The sequence below is a fragment of the Burkholderia sp. MS455 genome (assembly GCF_016899445.1).
In the GTDB taxonomy this organism is placed as follows: Bacteria; Pseudomonadota; Gammaproteobacteria; order Burkholderiales; family Burkholderiaceae; genus Burkholderia; species Burkholderia pyrrocinia_C.
Map to the genome: position 1 here is coordinate 2326659 of NZ_CP041778.1, position 22302 is coordinate 2348960.

The window sequence follows — 22302 nt, forward strand, 5'->3', positions numbered from 1 at the left end:
ACTATTTGCTCAACATTCTTAAAACTCGCCAACAATATCGATACGCAAACCATTTTTACCTTTTACAGCCACCCAACAAAACGCTACTCACCCGTCAATCATTTTCACCGTCCAGTTTCCAGATTAGCGATTCCACCACATTTTGTTTTTTCTTATCCGTCGTAATCACCATATCCTCGGACAAGCCACGCACATGCATGCCTTTCACGTCGCGATAGACCAGTGCATAGCTGTAGCCCAATCGACCCACCGTCGGCGTAGGCGTCTGGTTGTAATCAAATACCTGGACATTGTCTGGCAGGATCACCGGATTGAATCGTGTGCCCTCTTTACCGAAATAGGTAATCACGGTTCGATCAAAGGACTTGAACAGTTTCCCGAGATCATCGGTTGCCTGGATATTCGAACTCGGCACCGAAATGGATGGATCGGCAATGCGCTTGACCGCGTCCGCCATGTTGCGCACCCCTTCGAAACCGGTGCGCCACGTCGTGTCGCCCACACCCTGTCCCGTGTGAAACACGTACAGATCCGAGCCGTGTCGCGCATAAACCATGGTGCAGCCGCTCAACGCACCCGATGTTATGACCAGTGGCTCGCCCTGACGCATTTGGGCCAGTGGAATCTTGAGCGCGACGGTCCCCGAGCGTCCGTTGCTCACCCGCAAGAATTTGACACGACTGTCCAGCTTATGATCGCCGCCCCAGTAGTATCCCAACGGGACATTGGCCCTCATCGAGCTTACTTGCGACCCGTCAAAACTCGTGAGCAACCCCTCGTATGCCCCACCCGATTCAAGCGTTGCAGAATCAAATGGCTTGGCCTGGAGTTCATTGGCCACCTTGTCGTGACGCAGCAGACTGAACTGCAGTGACGTGGGTGTCATCGTCGGTGACGCCGTGTTCACCAGCCCCCTACCCGCCAGCACCGACACGTCGCCTCGACTCAGCCGCTCCGACTCACTCCACTGCGCCAGCTGCTGGCGCTTCACCTGCAGCTCGATCGCACGCTTGAGCAAGCCCGATAGCCGCTTTTTGCGTGCCTCGTTATCCACCTTGGCCGTTTCGATCAGGTTTTGATTCTTCATAATGAGCCCATCGAGTTCTGCAACCTGATCCGCGGGCGCCTTCATGACGAGACCATTGCAAAACCCGTCGAAGTCTTCGACCAGATCGTCCTGCTCGCTCCACAACGACCCGATATCGCTCTTGACCTCCTCGTGCGAGCGCAGTCCCATTGCATTCCGATGGAACTTGAGCGGATTGACCAGATCCTTCAACGCCTCGTCATCGATGGCACGCAGCACTGCGTCATGCTGGCGCCAGAGCGCCGTCGGCGTCGCGTCCAGCTGGTCTCGAAACATCGCACGCTCGAGTTGGGCGAGCCCGTACGGGCTTTGGCTGCTTGCATACCAGGATGTTTCGCGCAACACCTGTCGATCGGCACCGATATGCGCGGGATACGAATCGCGCGTCGCCACCGGTGCACGGTACTGGCCGGCCGGCACGGTGTGCAGCGTCGCCAGCCCGACCGGCTTGGCCTGCAATAGCATCGCGATCCAGTCCGATCGTGGTCCGATATAAACCTGCTGCCGATAGTGACCCAGCCCCGGGATCTGCCCGAGCGTCGCATCGATGACATACAGCTTGCCTCCCAATTCAATTTGCGTCGCCACATGCTTGTCGGGTCGGGCGTCCCGGGCTTTCTTCCAGACATCGAGCGTGACGATACCGGGCTTGTATTGAGTGGGCAGCACCGTAGCAATACGCTGGGACGCAGCCGGGCCCTGTAGCGAGGGCTGCGCCAGATACTGCTTGATCGCGCCATGCTGCTCCAGCTCACGCGCAAGCAGATACCCCATCATCTTGCGCTCCAGAATCCCCACGTTGACCGCCTGCTGGGCAGGATCAAATTCCATGCCCCGCACGCTCACCAGCTTGCTCATGTCCACAATCGTTTTGCCGTCCGACTCCCGCACCAGCGTTCGGGTGTTCTGGTTCAGGTCCAGCACATGCGCAAACAGTGCATCCTGATCGGCAACCGACAAATCCTTCATCCCGGACGACAACAGGCGCTTCAACGTTTGAAGGCTCACCGTGTCGCGTGCGCGCGATTGCATCCAGTCCGAATACTTCAGTGCGGACAGCGTCTCCCCCAGACGGGACTGCATCACCGAGGCGACGTACCCTTCGGTTGACGGTCCCGTCACCACCAGATACTGGTGCCCCAACCGGGCATCGTCGACCATCAAGGCATAGTGCTTTTGAGTGTCCAGGTTATCCAGGAGCGCGCCCACTTTGTCGTCGCCGCTTACCGCCGGCAGATGCCTGGGATCCACCGCCCATTGTTCCTCGACCGTCAGCTTGAACAAATACCGGGTACTGATACCGCTGACCGGCTCGGTCGCGGACGCGCCACTGGGCGCCTCCACTCCATAGGCCCGCATCATCTCGCTCTGCTCCGCGGGCGCCAATCCAAAGCCCTTGATCCGCTCGCGCACCTCCGATTGGGTCGCGCGGGCTTGCCGGATGATCTCTCCCGGATCGCGATCCACGATGCGATACTGCCAGTCAGCGTACCAAAGCATGGCATTGTCGGCCGGCTGCTGATCCCGCGCCAGCATGCGTTGCTTCATGAGCTGCCGGTCGGATTCAACGTTCGTCGCAGACGCACATGATTGCGGCACCGTGAGTCGGCAGGGCGCCGGTGCCCCCTTACGAGCCAGGTGTTGTATCCCCTCATCGCTGAGCGCGTAAAATTTTCCGGGATTCGCCTGCAAGCGTGCCAACGTAAGGGCCACTAACGCGGCCCGCTCATCGTCCGAGATGCCGAGAATCAATTCATACAGAATCTCCGCCCGATGATCCGCACCCAGTGAACGCATCCGCGCCTGCGTTTGATGCATCAACGCTCGCTGCATCGGAATCTCGAGCGGCAGCGCAGTCGACGGCATCCCGAAGAATCCCCAGAAATCGTGCAGGAAACCGTCCAGCGATGTCGCCTCGCTCAAATCGGCTTGCAGATACTTGGTCAGCAGATGTTCGAGCTGCTGGGCTTCCGTGTGCGTGTAGGAGTCGATCCACATACCGGTATAGGACGTGGGATCGATTTGCTGCGTCAGCCAGTCCGATGCCTCGGAAAACGGTTCACCCGGTTTCGAGACGTAATAGTGCGCGGGCAACGGCGTCGCGATGCGATCCTGGATCAGATCGACCACTTCACCATAGGCGCGTGCCTGTGCCTCGATGCCGCGTTTGTTACCCACCACCGCGCCGGTCAGATCGTCATACCCGTGTTCGTCAATGAGCGCGTCGATCCAGTGGGTCGACGCCTCACCGCGGGCGTGTTGCCCCCACATCGGTTGCGCGAACGGCACCAGTTCATTGCGCAGCACCTTCGTTCTGACCACCGGACTCGCGGCGGACCACCGCATGTTCCTGAACGCGGCCGCAAACGATGCGTGCTTTTGCTTGAACAGGTTATACAGGTCAATCGACTGGTGCAGATTGTCCGCGGTATAAATCCGCCTGATTGCCTGATTGGCCGCCAGCTTCCCCACTTCGACCGCCGGCGGCACCAGAATCATGATCAGGCTCGCAACGCTGGAGGCGATTGCGTGGCGAATCTGTTCATCGCGCGTCTTTTGCTCCATCACGGTGGCCGCGCCTGCCCGCTGAAGATACGCCGCCCCCACCTCCACACCGGATTCCACCCCCCAGAACACCATATTGGTCAGCCACGATGAGCTTGGCCCGTAGAGGATCTCGGCCACCCGATATAACGTCGAGAGGTGGCTGAGCAAATGCCCCACCTGCGCCAGATGGAGTTCGCCTTTTGTATAAAGTAACGCATCAATATCGGATTCCAGGCGGGTGAACAGATCCTGCAACAGCGTCTGCGGCAACTGCTCCATCGTCACAGGTTCGCCAAACGCGATCGGATAGTCCGCCTTGAGTTTCCCTCTGGCGCGCCCTCCCCCAGTCAAACTCGACACCTGAAACGGCACAACAGTTGCCACATCGTAGTCGACGGGCTTTTCCATCATCTCCGGCTTCGCCGCACTCAATGCGATGTGCGCGGCCAGCCATTTCCGGACCTTCGATTCGTCCTCGAACCGCAATATCGCATCGGACATCGTCAATGACGTACGCCACCCATCGTCATGGAGCGTGCGCGCACCTTGACGGACGATGATCGGTTCATCCTGGTAGGCACTGAACAGGATCCCCGCTACCCCTTCCGAGCCCACCGGCAGGTAATACACCCCCAATAAACGCTGGCCGCGATACGTCAGTCCGTGCTGGGCCGTCACCCGCTGCTTCAGGAAATCGCTTACCGTCGTGCGAATCGCCTCGTTCACTCCGGGTTGATCAAGCAGCGTCAACGCCAGTGCTTGGATCTGATTGGTCAGCGCGCTCTGCGCGGCCTGCTTCGCCGGTTCGTTCTGTCGATACTGCTCCAAGGCCTCTTGCATCTCGGCCTCCAGTCCGCTTACCTGGTCAACCACCGCCTCCACCAGCGCAGGCATGCGCGCATCACCGCCATATGACACAATCTCGTGCTGCACCAGCAGCGGCTGGTGCCATCCGGTAGCCAATTCGCGCCACTGGAACCGCTTGATGAGCGTGGGCTCCACCCGGTGATGCAAGGCCTGCACATTCGCGGCGATACGCAGGCGATAGCCCACCTCGATCCATTGATCCGGGGCAATCGGCTCGGACATACCCAGGCGCGACTGTTCAGCTGCCGTCGTGTGACGCACCCATTGGTCAATCCACGACAACGGATTCAGGATCGGCGCAATCGCGCGCGAGAACTTCCGATGCGCGTCTTTCGTGATATGTTCGAGCAACATCGCCCATTGCGTATCCGCGTCCGCCAGACGCAATTGCTCCAGTTGAGTCGTCACCGCCTCCGTGGTACCGGATGGATACGTGAGCGTCCCATTGCGATACGCCATCGCCTCGAGCAGCGACATATCCTTCACGATGTCACCATACCGGTACGTCACCGAATCCTGTGCCCCTAACGTTGCCGGGGCGTTCCCAAAAATTGTCCTGAGTCGCGCCTCAAGCAAAGCCTGACGCAACGGCGCCCCCATCTCGCCCCCCTTGTCCAGCAAGGCGGGCCAGGTCCGGATATACCCCGCGGCAGTCCCATGCTTCACCAGATATTCCGCCAGCGTCAGCCCCTTGTTCAAGTACCGCCATTTCGTCTCTTCGTCTCCCGCCGGCGCAGTTGGCTCTGCCGCAGGTAATGCCGGAATTACCGGCAACAACCGATTCCGGAGATTGCCCAACGTCGGTGCGCCACTCGCCCCCGGCATGCCCCAGACTGCGCTCTCAGGGTGCGCAACCGCGCGTGACTGTCCCGTCATCTGGCTATGCAGTAGCTGATTCATATATCCGCGCGCCAGCGGCACCACGGGTTTCAGTTGACCAAAGACCGAGGTCCCCGCGTTGACCGGCACCGATTGATCCTGTGTACGCTCCGCTGCCCTGCCTTGACCCGTCAACACATCTGCCCCCCATCGCTGTAACGTCTGAGTCCATTGCACCACCCACGCCGGTTGCTCACGCACGCCCCGAAGTTGCCCCCACTTGCTGCGCAGCTCCCGATCCGCGTGCGCCTCCGGTACGCTCATCCAGAGCGGGCGGCGATCGGACTGCGGCAGACTCGCCTCACCGCACCCCCAGCTCGGCGGATCGACCCGCGCATAGCGTCCCGGATGCAAACTCTCGCGACCGGGCCGCTCGCCCACCACCCCCAACTGATTCGCCAGCTCGAACAGCAGTTTGACCACGCTCGGACGCAGCTGAAACGGCGTGAGCCCCACCGGCTCCTCATCCTCTACTTCTGCCTCCCACGGCGCCTTTGCCGCTGGCCGCCTGTCTTGCGACGCGCTACCGCGCAACGTCACCCAGATATCCTGGAACGCCCCCACCACATCCCGCCACGACGGGATCAGCGAGACCTTCTGATACGCGTCGACGCGCGCCGTCTTCAAAAACTGACTCCACTTCTCCACCGCCTGCGGATCGCGCTCGCCCACCGCTCGATCAATCTGCGCCAGCCACATCGTCCTCACCGGATGGCGTAAGAACACCTCTATCAGCTCCGACACAATCCACGCCTCCACCCCCTTCCAGTGCACGATGAGCATGACGCCCAAATCCGCGAAAGCCTCTTGCAGCCACGCCCGCGCAAACTCGCGCATCAAGGACCGCGCCCCCTTCACCCGCGCGGGGCTCACACGTCGAGCCTCCTTCCACTGATCGGCCGCCCCCGGATCCGCGCTCAACAACGCTTGCTCGGCCGCAGTCACGATCGCGTTCAACAGTCGACGACGATACCTGCGGTCCTTGCGTGCCCGGGCTCGTCTGCGACCGCCCTCATTGGGCCGCGCCCCGTCTTGCGTCGACTCGTCCTGCTTCGGCTCATCCTGCTTCGACTCGTCTCCTGCCGGCACCTCCTCCTGGCTCGCCCAGCGATAAATCGCATTCAGCGCCGCCCACGGCACCGAACGTTCGTCCGACTCGGCGTGCGCCTCTGGCCCAGCATACGAAATCGGCCCCCATGTCACCCGTCGCCGCTCACGCGGCGTCTGCGATGCCTCCTCGCGCGTTTGTCTCAGGATGGACTTCATCGTCCCACCCTGCCTGCCGTGACCCGCAGCGCCGAAATCACGAACGCCTGCATCACCGCACTGACTGGCCCATACCCGCACGTGGCCCAATCGTTTATCAGGCGCACAGCCGGTGCGAATGTCTTCTCAATCCATTTCCGTTCAAATGTCTCCCCAATCCATTTCTTTTCCCCCGTTATGGCCTCACACACCTGGACTTCACGTCGATGTATTTTCAATTATATTTTCCACTCCATTAGTACACCTACTCACTACATCATGCCGCTTCCTCTATCTTCCCTACTACATCTATTGCGTTGGTTTCGATCCGGCGATGGATCCTGTCCATCACCGGATCAACGGTTGCGATTACCCCTACACCGATGCCGATGCCGACTCACACCAAAGCCCTCCGACACCTCACGACTGATTTTTTAGCGCCCAGGTCATCGATCCCAATACCTTCTGCTCCCGCTTATTCGGCACCATCACGGTATCCTCGGACAGGCCGCGCACATGCACGCCTGTCGCGTCTCGATACACCAGCGCATAGCTGTAGCCCAGTCGCCCGACTCTAGGCCTGGATACTCTGTTGTAATCGAATGCCCGAACGTTCGTCGGCAGATTATTCGCATTAATTTTCGTTCCAGCCTTCCCCAGATAGGTGATCACGGTCTGATCGAAGGACTTGAACAATTTCCCGAGATCATCATTTATCCGGATATCCGAACCCGGTACCGGGATGGACGGATCGGCAATGCGCCTGACCGTATCCGCCAGGTTGCGTACGCCCTCGACCCCGGTATGCCACGCCTTGTCGCCCGCATCCTGTCCCGTGTGAAACACGTACAGATCCGAGCCCTGTTGCGCATAAACCATGGTGCAGCCGCTTAGCGCACCCGACGTGATGACCAACGGCTCGCCCTGACGCATTTGTGCCAGCGGGATCTTGAGCGCGACGGTCCCCGAACGACCGTTACTGACTTCCAGGAATTTGACGCGACTTTCCAGTTTATGATCGCCCCCCCAGTAGTGCCCCAACAGGACATTGGCTTCCATCGAACTCACTTGCGATCCGTCAAAACTCGTGAGCAAACCTTCGTATGCCCCGCCCGACGTGAGCATCAAGGATTCAAACGGCTTGGCCTGGAGTTCGTTGGCCACCTTGTCGTGACGCAGAAGAGTGAACTGCAGGGATGTAGGCGTCATCGTCGGCGACATCGCGTTCACCAGCCCTCTACCCGCCAGCACCGACACGTCGCCTCGACTCAGCCGCTCCGACTCACTCCACTGCGCCAGCTGCTGGCGCTTCACCTGCAGCTCGATCGCACGCTTGAGCAAGCCCGACAGCCGCTTCTTGCGATTCTCGTTATCCCCCTTGGCCGCTTCGATCAGGTTTTTATTCTTCATGATGAGCCCATCGAGTTCCGTAACCTGATCCACGGGCGTCTTCATGACGAGGTCATTGCAAAACCCGTCGAAGTCTTCAACCAGATCGTCCTGCTCGCTCCACAATGCGCCGATATCTTTCTTGACGTCCTTGTGTGAGCGCAGTCCCATCGCATTCCGATCGAACTTGAGCGGATTGACCAGGTCCTTCAACGCCTCGTCGTCAATGGCACGCAGCGCCTCGCCATGCTGGGGCCAGCGCCCCATCGGGGTCGCGGCAAACTGATCCCGAAACATCGCACGCTCGAGATGGGCGAGCCCGTACGGGCTTTGGCTGCTCGCATACCAGGATGTTTCGCGCAATACCTCCCGATCGGTACCGATATGCGCGGGATACAACTCGGGCGTCGCCACTGGCGCACGGTACTGGTCGACCGGCACGGTTTTCAGCGTCACCAGACCCACCGGCTTGGCCTGCAACATCATCGCGACCCAGTCCGAGCGCGGTCCGATATAAACCTGCTGCCGATAGTGACTCAGCCCCGGGATCTGCCCGAGCGTCGCATCGATGATATATCGCTCTCCACCCACTTCGACCTGGGTCGCCACGTGATTGCCCGGTTTGACCTCCTGCGGTTTTCTCCAGTCATCGAGCGTAACGATACTGACCTTGTACTGAGCAGGCAGCGCCGCAGCCACGCGTTGGGCGGTATCCCGGTGCTGCAGCGCGGGCTGCGCCAGGTACTGCCTGATCTCCCCATGGCGCTCCAGTTCGCGCGCAAGCAAATGCGCCGCCATCTTGCGCTCCAGGATGCCCACGTTGATGGCCTGCTGGGCAGGATCAAATTCCATACCCTGCACGCTCACCGGCTTGGTCATGTCCACAATCGTTTTGCCGTTCGACTCCCGCACCAGGGTGCGGGTGTTCTGGTTCAGATCCAGCACATGCGCAAGCAGTGCATCCTGAACGTCAATCGGCAGATCCTTCATCCCGGACGACAACAGGCGCTTCAGCGTTTGAAGGGCCATGATGCTGCGTGCACGCGGTCGCATCCAGTCCGAATGCTGCAGGGCGGGCAGCGTTTCCCCCAGATTGGACTGCATCACCGAGGCGACGTACCCATCGACTGTGCGCCCTACCACCACCAGATACTGGAGCCCCAACCGGGCATCGTCGACCAGCAAGGCATAGTGCTTTTTAATATCCAGGTTATCCAGAAGCGCGCCCACTTTATCGTCGCCGCTCACCGCCGGCAGATGCGTGGGATCCACCGCCCCATGTTCCTCGACCGTCAACTTGAACAAATCCCGGGCGCCGATGCCGCTGACCGGCTCGGTCACGGATGCGGATGCGCCACCGGGCGCCTCCACCCCGTAGGCCTGCATCATCTCGCTCTGCTCGGCGGGCGACAAACCCCATCCCTGGATCCGCTCCCGCACGTCCGCCTGGGCCGTCCTGGCCTGCTGGATGATCTCTCCCGGATCACGATCCACGATGCGATGCTGCCAGTCAGCACGCCACGGCATCGCATTGTCGGTCTGATCCTGCGCCAGCACGCGTTGCTCAACAGCCTGCTGACTGGAATCGACCGAGGCCGAGGGCACACACGCTTGCGGCGCAGCACCCTTGCACCGCGCGTGCTTTCCTACGCGGGTCAAGTGTTGCATGCCTTCATGACTGAGCGCATGGAATTTGCCGGGATTCGCCTGCAAGCGTGCCAGCGTGAGGGCCACTAACGCGGCCCGCTTATCGTCCGAGATGCCGAGAATCAATTCATACAGAATTTCTGCCCGATGATCCGCACCCAGTGAGCGCATCTGCGCCTGCGTCTGATGGATCAATGCTCGCTGCATCGGAAGCTTCAGCGGCATCTGCGTTGGCGGCGCCCCAAAATATCCCCAGAAATCGTGCAGGAAACCGTCCAGCGATGTCGCCTCGCTCAAATCGGCATGCAGATGCTTGATCAACAAGCGTTCGAGTTGCTGCGCCTCGGTGAGCGTGTAGGAGTCGACCCACAGACTGATAAATGACGTCGCCTCAATCTGCTGCGTCAACCATTGGGCTGCCTGATGAAAAGGCTCACCAACCTTCGCCACATAGTATTGCTTCGGTAAAGGCGTTGCGATGCGATCCTGGATCAGATCGACGACGCCACCATAGGCACGTGCCTGCGCCTCGACGCCGCGTTTGTTACCCACCACCGCGTCGGCCAGATCGTCATACCCGTGTTCGTCAATGAGCGCGTCGATCCAGTGGGTCGACGCCTCACCGCGCGCATGCGCGCCCAACACCGGTTGGGCAAACGGCACCAGTTCGTTGCGCAGCACCTTCGTTCTGACCACCGGACTCGATGCAGACCACCGCATGTTCCTGAACGCGGTCGCAAACGACGTATGCTTTTGCTTGAACAGGTTGTATATCTCAATCGCCTGGTGCAGATTATCCGCGGTATAAATCCGCCTGATTGCCTCATTGGCCGCCTGCTTTCCCACCGCGACTACCGGCGGCACCAGAATCATGACCAGGCTTGCGACGCTCGATCTGATTGCCTGGCGAATCTGTTCATCGTGGGTCTTTTGCTCCGCCACGGTGGCCGCGCCAGCACGCTGAAGGTACGCCGCCCCCACTTCCACGCCGGAATCCACCCCCCAGAACAACAGATTGGCCAGCCACGAGGCACCCGGCCCATAGATGATCCCGGCGACGCGATACAACGTCGAGAGGTGGCTCAGCAGATGCCCGACCTGCGCCAGATGGAGTTCGTCCTTGGTATAAAGTAACGTGTCAATGTCGGATTCCAGGCGGGTGAGCAGATCCTCACGCAGCTTCGCTGGCAACTGCTCCAGCGTCTTGGACTCACCAAACGCGATCGGATAGTCCGCCTTGAGCTTCCCGCTGGCGCGCGGGCCGATCTGTACACTCAACACACTGAGCGGCACAACGGTTGTCACATCGTAGTCGACGGGCTTTTCCATCATCTCCGGCTTCGCCGCACTCAATGCGATGTGCGCGGCCAGCCATTTCCTGACCTTCGATTCGTCCTCGAACGGCAATATCGCGTCGGACATCGCCGATGACGTGCCCCACACGTTGTCATAAAGCGTGCGCGTACCTTGACGGATGATGATCGGGTCGTCCTGGTGGGCACTGAACAGGATTCCCGCTACCCCTTCCGAGCCCACCGGCAGGTAATACACCCCCAATAAGCGCTGGCCGCGATATGTCAGCCCGTGCTGGGCCTGCACCCGCTGCTTCAGGAAATCGCTTACCGCCGTGCGCACCGCCTCGTTCACCCCGGGCTGGTCGAGCAGGGTCAACGCCTGAGTCTGAATCCGCTTGGTCAGCTCACCCTGCGCGGCCTGCTTCGCCGGTTCGTTCTGCCGATACTGCTTCAGGGCCTGTTGCATCTCGGCCTCCAGCCCGCCCACCTGGCCGACCACCGCCTCCACCAGCGCCGGCATACGCGCATCGCCGCCGTACGACACAATCTCGTGCTGCACCAGCAGCGGCTGGTGCCATCCGGTAGCCAATTCGCGCCACTGGAACCGCTTGGTCAGCGTGGGCTCCACCCGGTGATGCAGGGGCTGCACATTCGCGGCGATACGCAGGCGATAGCCCACCTCGATCCATTGATCCGGGGCAATCGGCTCGGACATGCCCAGGCGTGCCTGTTCGGCCGCCGTGGTGCGACGCACCCATTGGTCAATCCACGACAACGGGTTCAGGATCGGCGCATTCGCGCGCGAAGACTGCGCGCGCGCATCGCGCGCGGCATGTTCAATCAACATCGCCCATTGCGTGTCCGCATCCGCCAGACGCAGCTGCTCCAGTCGAGTCGTCACCGCCTCCGTGGTACCGGATGGATACGTGAGCGTCCCATTGGGATACGCCATCGCCTCGAGCAGCGACATGTCCTTCACGATGTCACCATTCCGGTACGTCACCGAATCCTGAACCCCTATCGTCGCCGGGGCGGCCCCGAAAATTGTCTTCAGCTGCGCCTCAAGCAAGGTCTGCCGCAACGGCGCCCCCATCTCGTCCCCCTGGTCCAGCAAGGCAGGCCACCTCCAGACGAATCCCTTGGCGCTCCCGTGCTTCACCAGATATTCCGCCAGCGTCAGCCCCTTGTTCAAATAACGCAACATCGTCTCGTCATCCCCCACCGGCGCAGTGGCGCCGGCCGCGGGTAACGCCCGGGATAAACGGGCTGCGCGATGATCCGCCACCGATGCGCCGCTCGCCCCCGGTATCCCCCAGACTGCGCTCTCGGGGGGCGCAACCGCGCGTGACTGTCCCGTCAGCTGGCGATGGAGTAGCTGATTCATATATCCGCGCGCCAGCGGCACCACGGGTTTCAGTTGGCCAAAGACCAGGGGCATCATGTTGACCGGCACCGATTGACCCGGTGTACCTTCAGCCGCCCTGCCTTGACCCGTCAACATATCCACTCCCCATCGCTGTAACGTCTCGGTCCATTGCGCCACCCACGCCGATTGCTCACGCACGCCCCGAAGTTGCCCCCACTTGCTGCGCAGCTCCCGATCCGCATGCGCCTCCGGTACACTCATCCAGAGCGGGCGGCGTTCGGACTGCGGCAGACTCGCCTCGTCACGCCCCCAGCTCGGCGGATCGGCCTGCGCATAGCGTCCCGGATGCAAACTCTCGCGACCGGGCCGCTCGCCCACCACCCCCCACTGATTCGCCAGCTCGAACAACACTTTGACCACGCTCGGGCGCATCTGAAACGACGTGAGCCCCACCGGCGCCTCATCCTCTGCTTCTGCCCCCCACGGCGCGCCGGCGTCCGATACTTTCTCCTCGTCCGTATCCGCTTGCGCCTCGTCCGACGTGGGCCGGTCCTGCGACGCGCTCCCCCGCAGCGTCGTCCAGATATCCTGGAACGCCCCCACCACATCCCGCCACGACGGGATCAGTGAAACCGCCTGATACGCGTCGCCGCGCGCCGTCCTCAAAAACTGACCCCACTTCTCCACCGCCTGCGGATCGCGCTCGCCCACCGCTCGATCAATCTGCGCCAGCCACATCGTCCTCACCGGATGGCGTAAGAACACCTCCACCAGCTCCAACACAATCCCTTCTTCCACCTCCTGCCTGTACACCATGAACAGGCCGCCCAAATCCTCGAGCGCCTCTTGCAGCCACGCCCGCGCAAACTCGCGCATCAAGGACCGCCCCGCCTTCACCCGCGCGGGGCTCACACGTCGAGCCTCCTTCCACTGATCGGCCGCACCCGGATCAGCGCTCAACAACGCTTGCTCGGCCGCGGCCACGAGCGCGTTCAACACTTGACGACGATGCCTGCGGTCCCGGCGCGCCCGGGCTCGTCTGCGACCGCCCTCATTGGGCCGCGCCCCGCCTTCGGTCGACTCGTCCTGCGTCGACTCACTCTGCGTCGACTCGTCCCCTGCCGGCGCCTCCTCCTGGCTCGCCCGGCGATGAATCGCATTCAGCGCCGCCCGCGGCAATGAACGCTCATCCGGGTGCGAGCCCGACTCATCCACCTCCCCCGGCAGCGGCGCCCATCTCACATGGCGCCCCTCGCGCGACGTCCCCGATGCCTCCTCGTGTCCTTGTATGCTGATGGGGTTCATGGTCCCGTCTTCCTGTCACGACCCGAGTGAGCGGGCCTGCGGCAAGCACGCCACGCGAACCGGCCATGCCGCGCGCGTACCCATCGCCAATGTCACGATGTTCAACCCCATCAGTACCGCAACCGCCTTCCGCTGGTGCACCGCACACTCCATCGCACCACTCAACCCTGTCTGAATGACCATCATCATGATGTCGTCTCGCTAATCCATTTCATGTCCGGCCGTCACCGACAGCCGAACCCACTCACCGCACTCACACCTTCAGCACCTGTCCGACCTGAATCCAGCGTGCCTCACGCGGCAGCCCAGACTCCATCGCCGCCCCATTGATCACGCGCATGGTTCCCCACCCCATCTCCCCGGTCCGCATACGCGTCCAGCCATGCGCCAGCCAGAACCATTGCGCCGAGCGCGCAGCAGACACAGCCTGTTCCCGCCACTCAGGGTGCAGCAGCAAGTCCACCCCCAATACCTGACCGCACGCGCGGCCGTTGTCCGCAAACGTGATCGGCTTCAGTCCTCAGCCGCGCTAGCGCCCACCGTCGCCGGTTGACGCAGCGTTATTCCCGACCTGGCTCATCAGGCGCTACCCAACTTTTTAGTACTACTATTCGTTAACTCTTCATCCAACTCACCCAAAATATCGATACACAAACACTTTTATCGCTGACTGCTACCCAACAACACGCCCCTTACTCACGACTCACGTCCCCCATCCAGTTTCCATGTCAGCGATTCCAGCACTTTTTGCTTACGCCGGTTCGGCATAATCTCCATATCCTCGGACACGCCACGCACATGCACTCCGCCTGCATCGCGATAGACCAGTGCATGGCTGTAACCCAGTCGGCCGACGATCGGCGTGGGAGATTGGTTGTAGTCAAATACCTGGACATTGTCCGGCAGCGCCGCCGGGTTCACGCGTGTGCCTTCTTTACCGAAAAAGGTAATCATCGTCCGATCAAACGACTTGAACAGCTTCCCCAGGTCATCGTTTGTTCGGATATCCTCGGTCGTGACCGGGATGGACGGATCAGCCATGCGTCTGACCGCCTCGGCCATGTTGCGCACCCCTTCGACCCCGGTGTGCCACGCCTTGTCCCCCGTATCTTGCCCCGTGTGAAACACGTACAGATCCGAGCCCTGTTGCGCATAAACCATGGTGCAGCCGCTCAATGCCCCCGATGTTATGACGAGCGGCTCACCCTGACGCATTTGGGCCAACGGGATCTTGAGCGCAACAGTCCCCGAGTGTCCGTTATTGACCTCCAGGAATTTGACGCGACTTTCCAGCTGATGATCGCCGCCCCAGTAGTATCCCAACGGGACATTGGCTTCCATCGAGCTCACTTGCGAACCGTCAAACGTCGACAGCACCCCCTCGTATGCCCCGCCCGACTCCAGCGTGGCAGGATCAAATGGCTTCGCCTGGAGTTCGTTGGCCACCTTGTCGTGACGCAACAGAGTGAACTGCAGGGACGTGGGTGTCATCGTCGGCGATATCGTGCTCACCAGACCTCTACCCGCCAGCACCGACACGTCGCCTCGACTCAGCCGCGCCGACTCACTCCATTTCGTCAGTTGCTGGCGCTTCACCTGCAGCTCGATCGCCCGCTTCAGCAAGCCCGACAGCCGCTTTTTCCGATCCTCGTTATCCCCCTTGGCCGCTTCGATCAGGTTTTGGTTCTTCCTGATCAGCCCATCGAGTTCCGTGACCTGATCCGCAGGCACCTTCATGACGAGACCATTGCAAAACCCGTCGAAGTCTTCGACCAAATCGTCGTGCTCGCTCCACAACGCGCCGATATCGCTCTTGACCTCCTGGTGCGAGCGCAGTCCCATCGCATTTCGATTGAACTTGAGCGGATTGACCAGATCCTTTAACGCCGCGTCATCGATGGCACGCAGCGCCTCGCCATGCTGGCGCCAACGTCCGGCCGCCGCAGCAGCAAACTTGTCCTGAAACATCGCGCGCTCAGTATGCGCGATCCCATAGGCGCTTTGGCTGCTCGCATACCAGGACGTTTCGCGCAGCACCTCCCGATCGGCACCGATATGCGCCGGATACAAGTCGAGCGTCACCACCGGCGCATGGTACTGGTCGGCCGGCACGGTTTGCAGCGTCGCCAGACCCCTCGGCTGGGCCTGCAACATCATCGCGATCCAGTCCGAGCGCGGCCCGATATAAACCTGCTGCCGATAATGACTCAGTCCCGAGACCTGCCCGAGCGACGCATCGATGACATACCGCTTGCTACCCAATTCAATTTGCGTCGCCACATGATTGCCGGGTTGGGTGTCCAGCGGCCTCTCCCAGACATCGAGCATGACGATACTGGTCTTGTACTGAGCAGGCAGCGCCGCTGCAATGCGCTGGGCGGCATCCTCGCTCGGCAGCGCGGGCTGCACCAGGTACTGCTTGATCGCGCCATGCTGCTCCAGTTCCTGCGCAAGCAGATACACCAGCATCTTGCGCGCCAGAATCCCCACGTTGACCGCCTGCTGGGCAGGATCAAATTCCATGCCCTGCACACTCACCGGCTTGGTCATGTCCACAATCGTTTTGCCGTTCGACTCCCGCACCAGCGCTCGGGGGTTCTGCTTCAGCTCCAGCACACGTGCAAACAGTTCATCCTGAACGGCAATCGACAAATCCTTCATGGTCGACGACAACAGGCGCTTCAGCGTTTGAAGCGGGAGCGTGTCGCGTGCGCGCGGTTGCATCCAGTCCGAATATTTCAGTGCGGGCAGTGTCTCCCCAAGCTCGAGCCGCATGATCGACGCCATATACCCATCGACCGACGGCCCCGTCATCACCAGATATTGGAACCCCAACCGGGCATCGTCGACCAGCAAGGCATAGTGCTTTTGGGTATCCAGGTTATCCAGGAGCGCGCCCACTTTGTCGTCGCCGCTTACCGCCGGCAGATCCGTGGGATCCACCGCCCCTTTTTCCTCGACCATCAGCTTGAACAAATCCCGGGCACGGATACCGCTTACCGGCCCGGTCACCGATGTGCCAGCCACCGCCACCCCATAGGCCTGCATCATCCCGCTCTGCTCGGCGGGCGACAATCCAAAGCCCTTGATTCTGTCCCGCACCTCCGATTGGGCCGCGCTGGCCTGCCGGATAATCTCTCCCGGATCGCGCTCCACGATGCGATGCTGCCAGTCATCGTGCCAGAGCATCGCGTCGTCGGCCGGCTGCTGATCCTGCGCCAGCACACGTTGCTTCATGCGTTGCCGCTCGGCTTCCACACCCGAATTGGATTCGACGCTCGTTGACGGCACGCAAGATGGCGGCGCCGTACCCTTGCACCGCTTTTTCGTTCCCACGCGTGTCAGGTGTCGCATGCCCTCATGACTGAGGGCATCAAACTTTCCGGGATTCGCCTGCAAGCGTGTCAGCGTGAGGGCCACCAACGCGGCCCGCTCATCGTCCGATATCCCATGAATCAGCTCATACAGAACTTCTGCCCGATGATCCGCACCCAGTGAACGCATCTGCGCCTGCGTCTGATGCATCAACGCTCGCTGCATCGGAATCTCGAGCGGCAGCGCGGTCGACGGCATCCCGAAGTATCCCCAGAAATCGTGCAGGAAACCGTCCAGCGATGTCGCCTCGCTCAAATCGGCTTGCAGATACTTGGTCAGCAGATGTTCGAGCTGCTGCGCTTCCGTGTGCGTGTAGGAGTCGATCCACATACTGGTATAGGACGTGGAATCGATCTGCTGCGTCAGCCATCGAGCCGCCTCCTGAAAGGCGTCACCCGACTTCGACACGTAATATTCTTTCGGCAACGGCGTCGCGATACGATCCTCAATCAGATCGACGACTTCGCCGTAGGCGCGTGCGTGCGCCTCGATTTTTTGCCGGTTGCCCGCCAGGGCGCCGGCCAGATCGTCATACCCGTGTTCGTCAATCAGGATATCGATCCAGTTGACCGACGCCTCACCGCGCGCACGCGCGCCCAACACCGGTTGCGCAAACGGCACCAGTTCGTTGCGCAGCACCTTCATTCTGACCACCGGACTCGCGGCGGACCACCGCATGTTCTTGAACGTGGTCGCAAACGACGTATGCTTTCGCTTGAACAGGTTGTATATCTCCATCGCGTGGCGCAGATTATCCGCGGTATAAATCCGCTTGATCGCAGCATTGGCCGTCAGCGCGCCTGCCTTGATCACCGGTGGCGCCAAAAACAGGATCAGGCCCACGACGCTGGACGCGATTGCCTGGCGAATCTGTTCATTGTGGGTCTTTTGCTCCGCCAGGGTAGCCGCCCCCTCACGCTGAAGGTACGCCGCCCCCACTTCCACGCCCAGGTCTCCCCCCCAAAACAACAGATTGGCCATCCACGACGAGCTTGGCCCATAGAGGGCGCCGGCGACGCGATACAACGTCGAGAGGTGGCTCAGCAAATGTCCCACCTGCGCCAGGTGGAGTTCTCCCTTGGTATAAAGTAACGTGTCAATATCGGATTCCAGGCGGGTGAACAGATCCTGCAACAGGCTCTGTGGCAACTGCTCCATCGTCATGGACTCGCCAAACTTAATCGGATAGGTCGCCTCGACTTTCCGGTCCCCGGACGTGTTCAGCAATGCAAGCGTGCGCTTATACCGTCGAGTGGTTTTCACATCGTAGTCGAGGAACTTTTCCATCACGTCCGGCTTCGCCGCGCTCAGCGCAATGTGCGAGGCCAGCCACTGCTTGACCTTCGATTCGTCCTTGAACCGCAATATCGCATCGGACATCTGCAATGACGTACCCTCCACGTCGTCACGAAGCGTACGCGCACCTTGACGGACGATGACCGGCTTATCCTGGTGGGAACTGAACAGGATCCCCGCCACCCCATCCGAGCCCACCGGCAGGTAATACACCCCCAATAAACGCTGGCCGCGATACGTCAGCCCGTGCCTGGCCGACACGCGTTGCCCCATAAAATCACGCACGGTGGTCCGAATGGCCTCGTTCACTCCGGGTTGATCAAGCAACGTCAGCGCCAGAGCATAAATCTGATTGGTCAGTGCGCCCTGCGCGGCCTGCTTCGCCGGCTCGTTCTGCCGATACTGCTTCAGGGCTTGTTGCATCTCGGCCTCCAGTCCGCTCACCTGGCCGACCACCGCCTCCACCAGCGCCGACATGCGCGCATCACCGCCATATGACACAATCTCGTGTTGCACCAGCAGCGGCTGGTGCCATCCGGTAGCCAATTCGCGCCACTGGAACCGCTTGGTCAGCGTGGGCTCCACCCGGTGATGCAGGGCCTGCACATTCGCGGCGATACGCAGGCGATAGCCCACCTCGATCCATTGATCCGGGGCAATCGGCTCGGACATGCCCAGGCGTGCCTGTTCGGCCGCCGTGGTGCGGCGCACCCATTGGTCAATCCACGACAACGGATTCAGGATCGGCGCATTCGCGCGTGCGAGCTGCAGATACGCATCTTGGGTGAAACGTTCAATCAACATCGCCCATTGCGTGTCCGCCTCCGCCAGACGCAGCTGCTCCAGTCGAGTCGTCACCGCCTCCGTGGTACCGGATGGATACGTGAGCGTCCCATTGGGATACGCCATCGCCTCGAGCAGCGTCATGTCCTTCACGACGTCGCCATACCGGTACGTCACCGAATCCTGCGCCCCCAACGTCGCCGAGGCGCTCCCGAAAATTGTCTTCAGCCGTGCCTCAAGCAAGACCTGACGCAACGGCGCACCCATCTCGTCGCCCTGGTCCAGCAAGGCAGGCCAAGTCCGGATATATCCGTCAGACGTCCCGTGCTTCGCCACGTATTCCGTTAGCGTCAAGCCCTTGTTCAAGTACCGCCATTTCGTCTCTTCGTCCGTGACTGGAGCCGCTGCCTCGGGTGTCGGTAATGCAGGCACCACCGGAACCAAATAGGTCCCACTCGCCCCCGGCATGCCCCAGGCACCGTTCCCGGATTGCGCAACCGCGCGTGACTGTCCCGTCAGCTGGCGATGGTGCAGCTGATTCATATATCCGCGCGCCAGCGGCACCACGGGTTTCAGTTGGCCAAAGACCGGGGTCGCCGCGTTGACCGGCACCGATTGATCCTGTGTACCCTCCGCCGCCCTGCCTTGACCCGTCAACACATCCGCCCCCCATCGCTGTAACGTCCCAGTCCATTGCGCCACCCACGCCGGTTGCTCACGCACACCCCTAAATTGCTTCTGCTTGCGACTCAGCTCCTGCGCATCCAGGGTGCTCATCCGGATCGGCGGGCGATCGGACTGCGGCAGACTCGGCTCGGCGCGCCCCCAGCTCGGCGGATCGGCCTGCGCATAACGCTCGCGACCGGGCCGCTCGCCCACCACCCCCCACTGATTCGCCAGCTCGAACAGCACTTTGACCACGCTCGGGCGCATCTGAAACGGCGTGAGCCCCACCGGCGCCACATCCTCTGCTTCTGCCCCCCACGGCGCACCGGCGTCCGGTACTTTCTCCTCGTCCGTATCCGCTTGCGCCTCGTCCGACGTGGGCCGGTCCTGCGACGCGCTCCCCCGCAGCGTCGTCCAGATATCCTGGAACGCCCCCACCACATCCCGCCACGACGGGATCAGCGAAACCGCCTGATACGCGTCGCCGCGCGCCTTCTGCAAAAACTGCCCCCACTTCTCCACCGCCTGCGGATCGCGCTCGCCCACCGCTCGATCAATCTGCGCCAGCCACATCGTCCTCACCGGATGGCGTAAGAACACCTCCACCAGCTCCGACACAATCCTCTCTTCCACCTCCTGCCTGTACACCATGAACAGGCCGCCCAAATCATCGAGCGCCTCTTGCAGCCACGCCCGCGCAAACTCGCGCATCAAGGACCGCCCCCCCTTCACCCGCGCGGGGCTCACACGTCGAGCCTCCTTCCACTGATCGGCCGCACCCGGATCCGCACTCAACAACGCTTGCTCGGCCGCGGCCACCAGCGCGTTCAACACTTGCCGACGATGCCTGCGGTCCCGGCGCGCCCGGGCTCGTCTGCGACCGCTCTCATTGGGCCGCGCCCCGTCTTGTGTCGACTCGTCCTGCGTCGACTCACTCTGCGTCGACTCGTCCCCTGCCGGCGCCTCCTCCTGGCTCGCCCGGCGATGAATCGCATTCAGCGCCGCACGCGGCACGGAACGTTCGTTCGACTCGGCGTGCGCCTCTGGCCCAGCATACGAAATCGGCCCCCATGTCACCCGTCGCCGCTCACGCGGCGTCTGCGATGCCTGCTCGTGCGTTTGTCTCAGGATGGACTTCATCGTCCCACCCTTGCTGCCGTGACCCGCAGCGCCAAATTCACAAACGCCTGCATGACCGTACCGACCGGCCCGGACCAACACGTGGTCAAATCACTTGTCAGGTATGCGACCTGTACTCTTGCCCCCTTCATCCATTTGTTGTCCCCCGCCACGCCCCGTCTTACATGAAATTCATGCTTATGTATTTTCAATTATATTTTCCACTCTATTAGTACACCTACTCACTCCATCATGCCGCTTCCTCGATCTTTCCTGCCACACGTACCGTGTTTGTCACGATCCCCCCAGGGATCCTGTCCCTCACCGCATCAACGCGCCGATAACAGGCGCGCTTGCCACCTCCCCTCCGATCGGCAACTGCCTCGGTCATGCCGGGACAAGCGCGCCACAAACCTCGCCTGATGCGCAGGCGGCCCCGTGCGTGCGTCTGATAGATCAACGCACGCTGCATCGGAATCTCGAGCGCCAGCGTGGTCGACGGCATCCGGCGTATCCCCGGAAATCATGCAGGAACCCGTCCAGCGACGGCGCCTTGCGCGCTTGCATGCTGACGGGATTTGTTCTTCCCGTCCTTTCGTTACCCAGGTCGGCGTAGCCGTCGACTCCCACGCCTTTACGTTGCCTTGTGCTCCGTCAGGACTGACTCGCGCGTCGCCCGCATCTGGCGCAGCGCCCGGATAATCACCGCCACATCTCCATGGGCCATCACCACCAGCGCCAGCACCAAGGCGTTCACCGCGACATGCGTGGGCTCCACAGGGGTGTAGTACCAACCCAACCACACTCGGACCGCCAGCACACCGTACGCCGCCACCAGCAGAAACCGCGCGCCCCGTTCATACCAGGTCAAGGCAATATGGGGAGACGCTGCACCGCGATAAGCGAACAGCAGAATCGCAAAAATCCCGCTCGCCAGCGCCCCATTGATCCACAAAAGCAGCAAGTCCCACACACCGTGCGCGTGGAAGTACATCATCAGCTCATCCATCATTGTTTGCTCCCATCATCTGTTGTGTCGTGCCCCCGGCTACTGCCGATAAAGCGCTGCACGGCCTGCGTCAACAGGTTCGGCACCGACTTCTCCGACCAGTCCAGCACCACGGTCGCCAGGGTCACGATCGCCGCCGCCGTCAAGAACGCCGCCAACCACTCCGGCAGGCCCGCATGGCCCTGGACCGACGGCGTCACCGCAAAGCCGCCCACCACCGACACCCCGAAATACACCACCTTGCGTGGCCAGGACGGTTCGTGGCTGCGCAACAGAAACACCAGCGCTCCACACAACACGCCACTGACCAACGTCAGGTCCCAATGTGGCCAATTCCGTAACCCAAACCCCGAGACGGATTGCCAAAACGCCTCGTACTGCATCATGCTCATTCTCCTGTGAACATTTCTCGCGGCCGAATGCTCGA

The 22302-nt window shown here is 61.3% G+C and carries 6 protein-coding genes; all 6 read right to left on the minus strand.

What is annotated here, in order from left to right:
- Positions 1-94: 94 nt before the first annotated feature.
- Entirely contained in the window at positions 95-6646 is a 6552-nt protein-coding gene (locus FPJ27_RS14955) for a cycle-inhibiting factor (protein ID WP_204421634.1), read from the minus strand.
- A gap of 399 nt (positions 6647-7045) precedes the next feature.
- Positions 7046-13627 (minus strand): cycle-inhibiting factor, encoded by a 6582-nt coding sequence (locus FPJ27_RS14960; RefSeq protein ID WP_204421635.1) that lies wholly within the window; start codon positions 13625-13627, stop codon positions 7046-7048.
- A 253-nt stretch (positions 13628-13880) separates the two neighbouring features.
- Entirely contained in the window at positions 13881-14090 is a 210-nt protein-coding gene (locus FPJ27_RS14965) for a hypothetical protein (protein WP_204421636.1), read from the minus strand.
- A gap of 233 nt (positions 14091-14323) precedes the next feature.
- On the minus strand, positions 14324-20887 hold the full coding sequence (locus tag FPJ27_RS14970) for a cycle-inhibiting factor (RefSeq protein WP_204421637.1): 6564 nt from the start codon (positions 20885-20887) through the stop codon (positions 14324-14326).
- 613 nt (positions 20888-21500) lie between these two features.
- On the minus strand, positions 21501-21878 hold the full coding sequence (locus FPJ27_RS14975; RefSeq protein WP_204421638.1) for a phage holin family protein: 378 nt from the start codon (positions 21876-21878) through the stop codon (positions 21501-21503).
- Positions 21875-22261, minus strand: coding sequence for a putative holin (locus FPJ27_RS14980; RefSeq protein WP_204421639.1), 387 nt, complete (start codon positions 22259-22261; stop codon positions 21875-21877). The genes FPJ27_RS14975 and FPJ27_RS14980 overlap by 4 nt, the downstream gene beginning before the upstream one ends.
- Between the last annotated feature and the right edge of the window lie 41 nt (positions 22262-22302).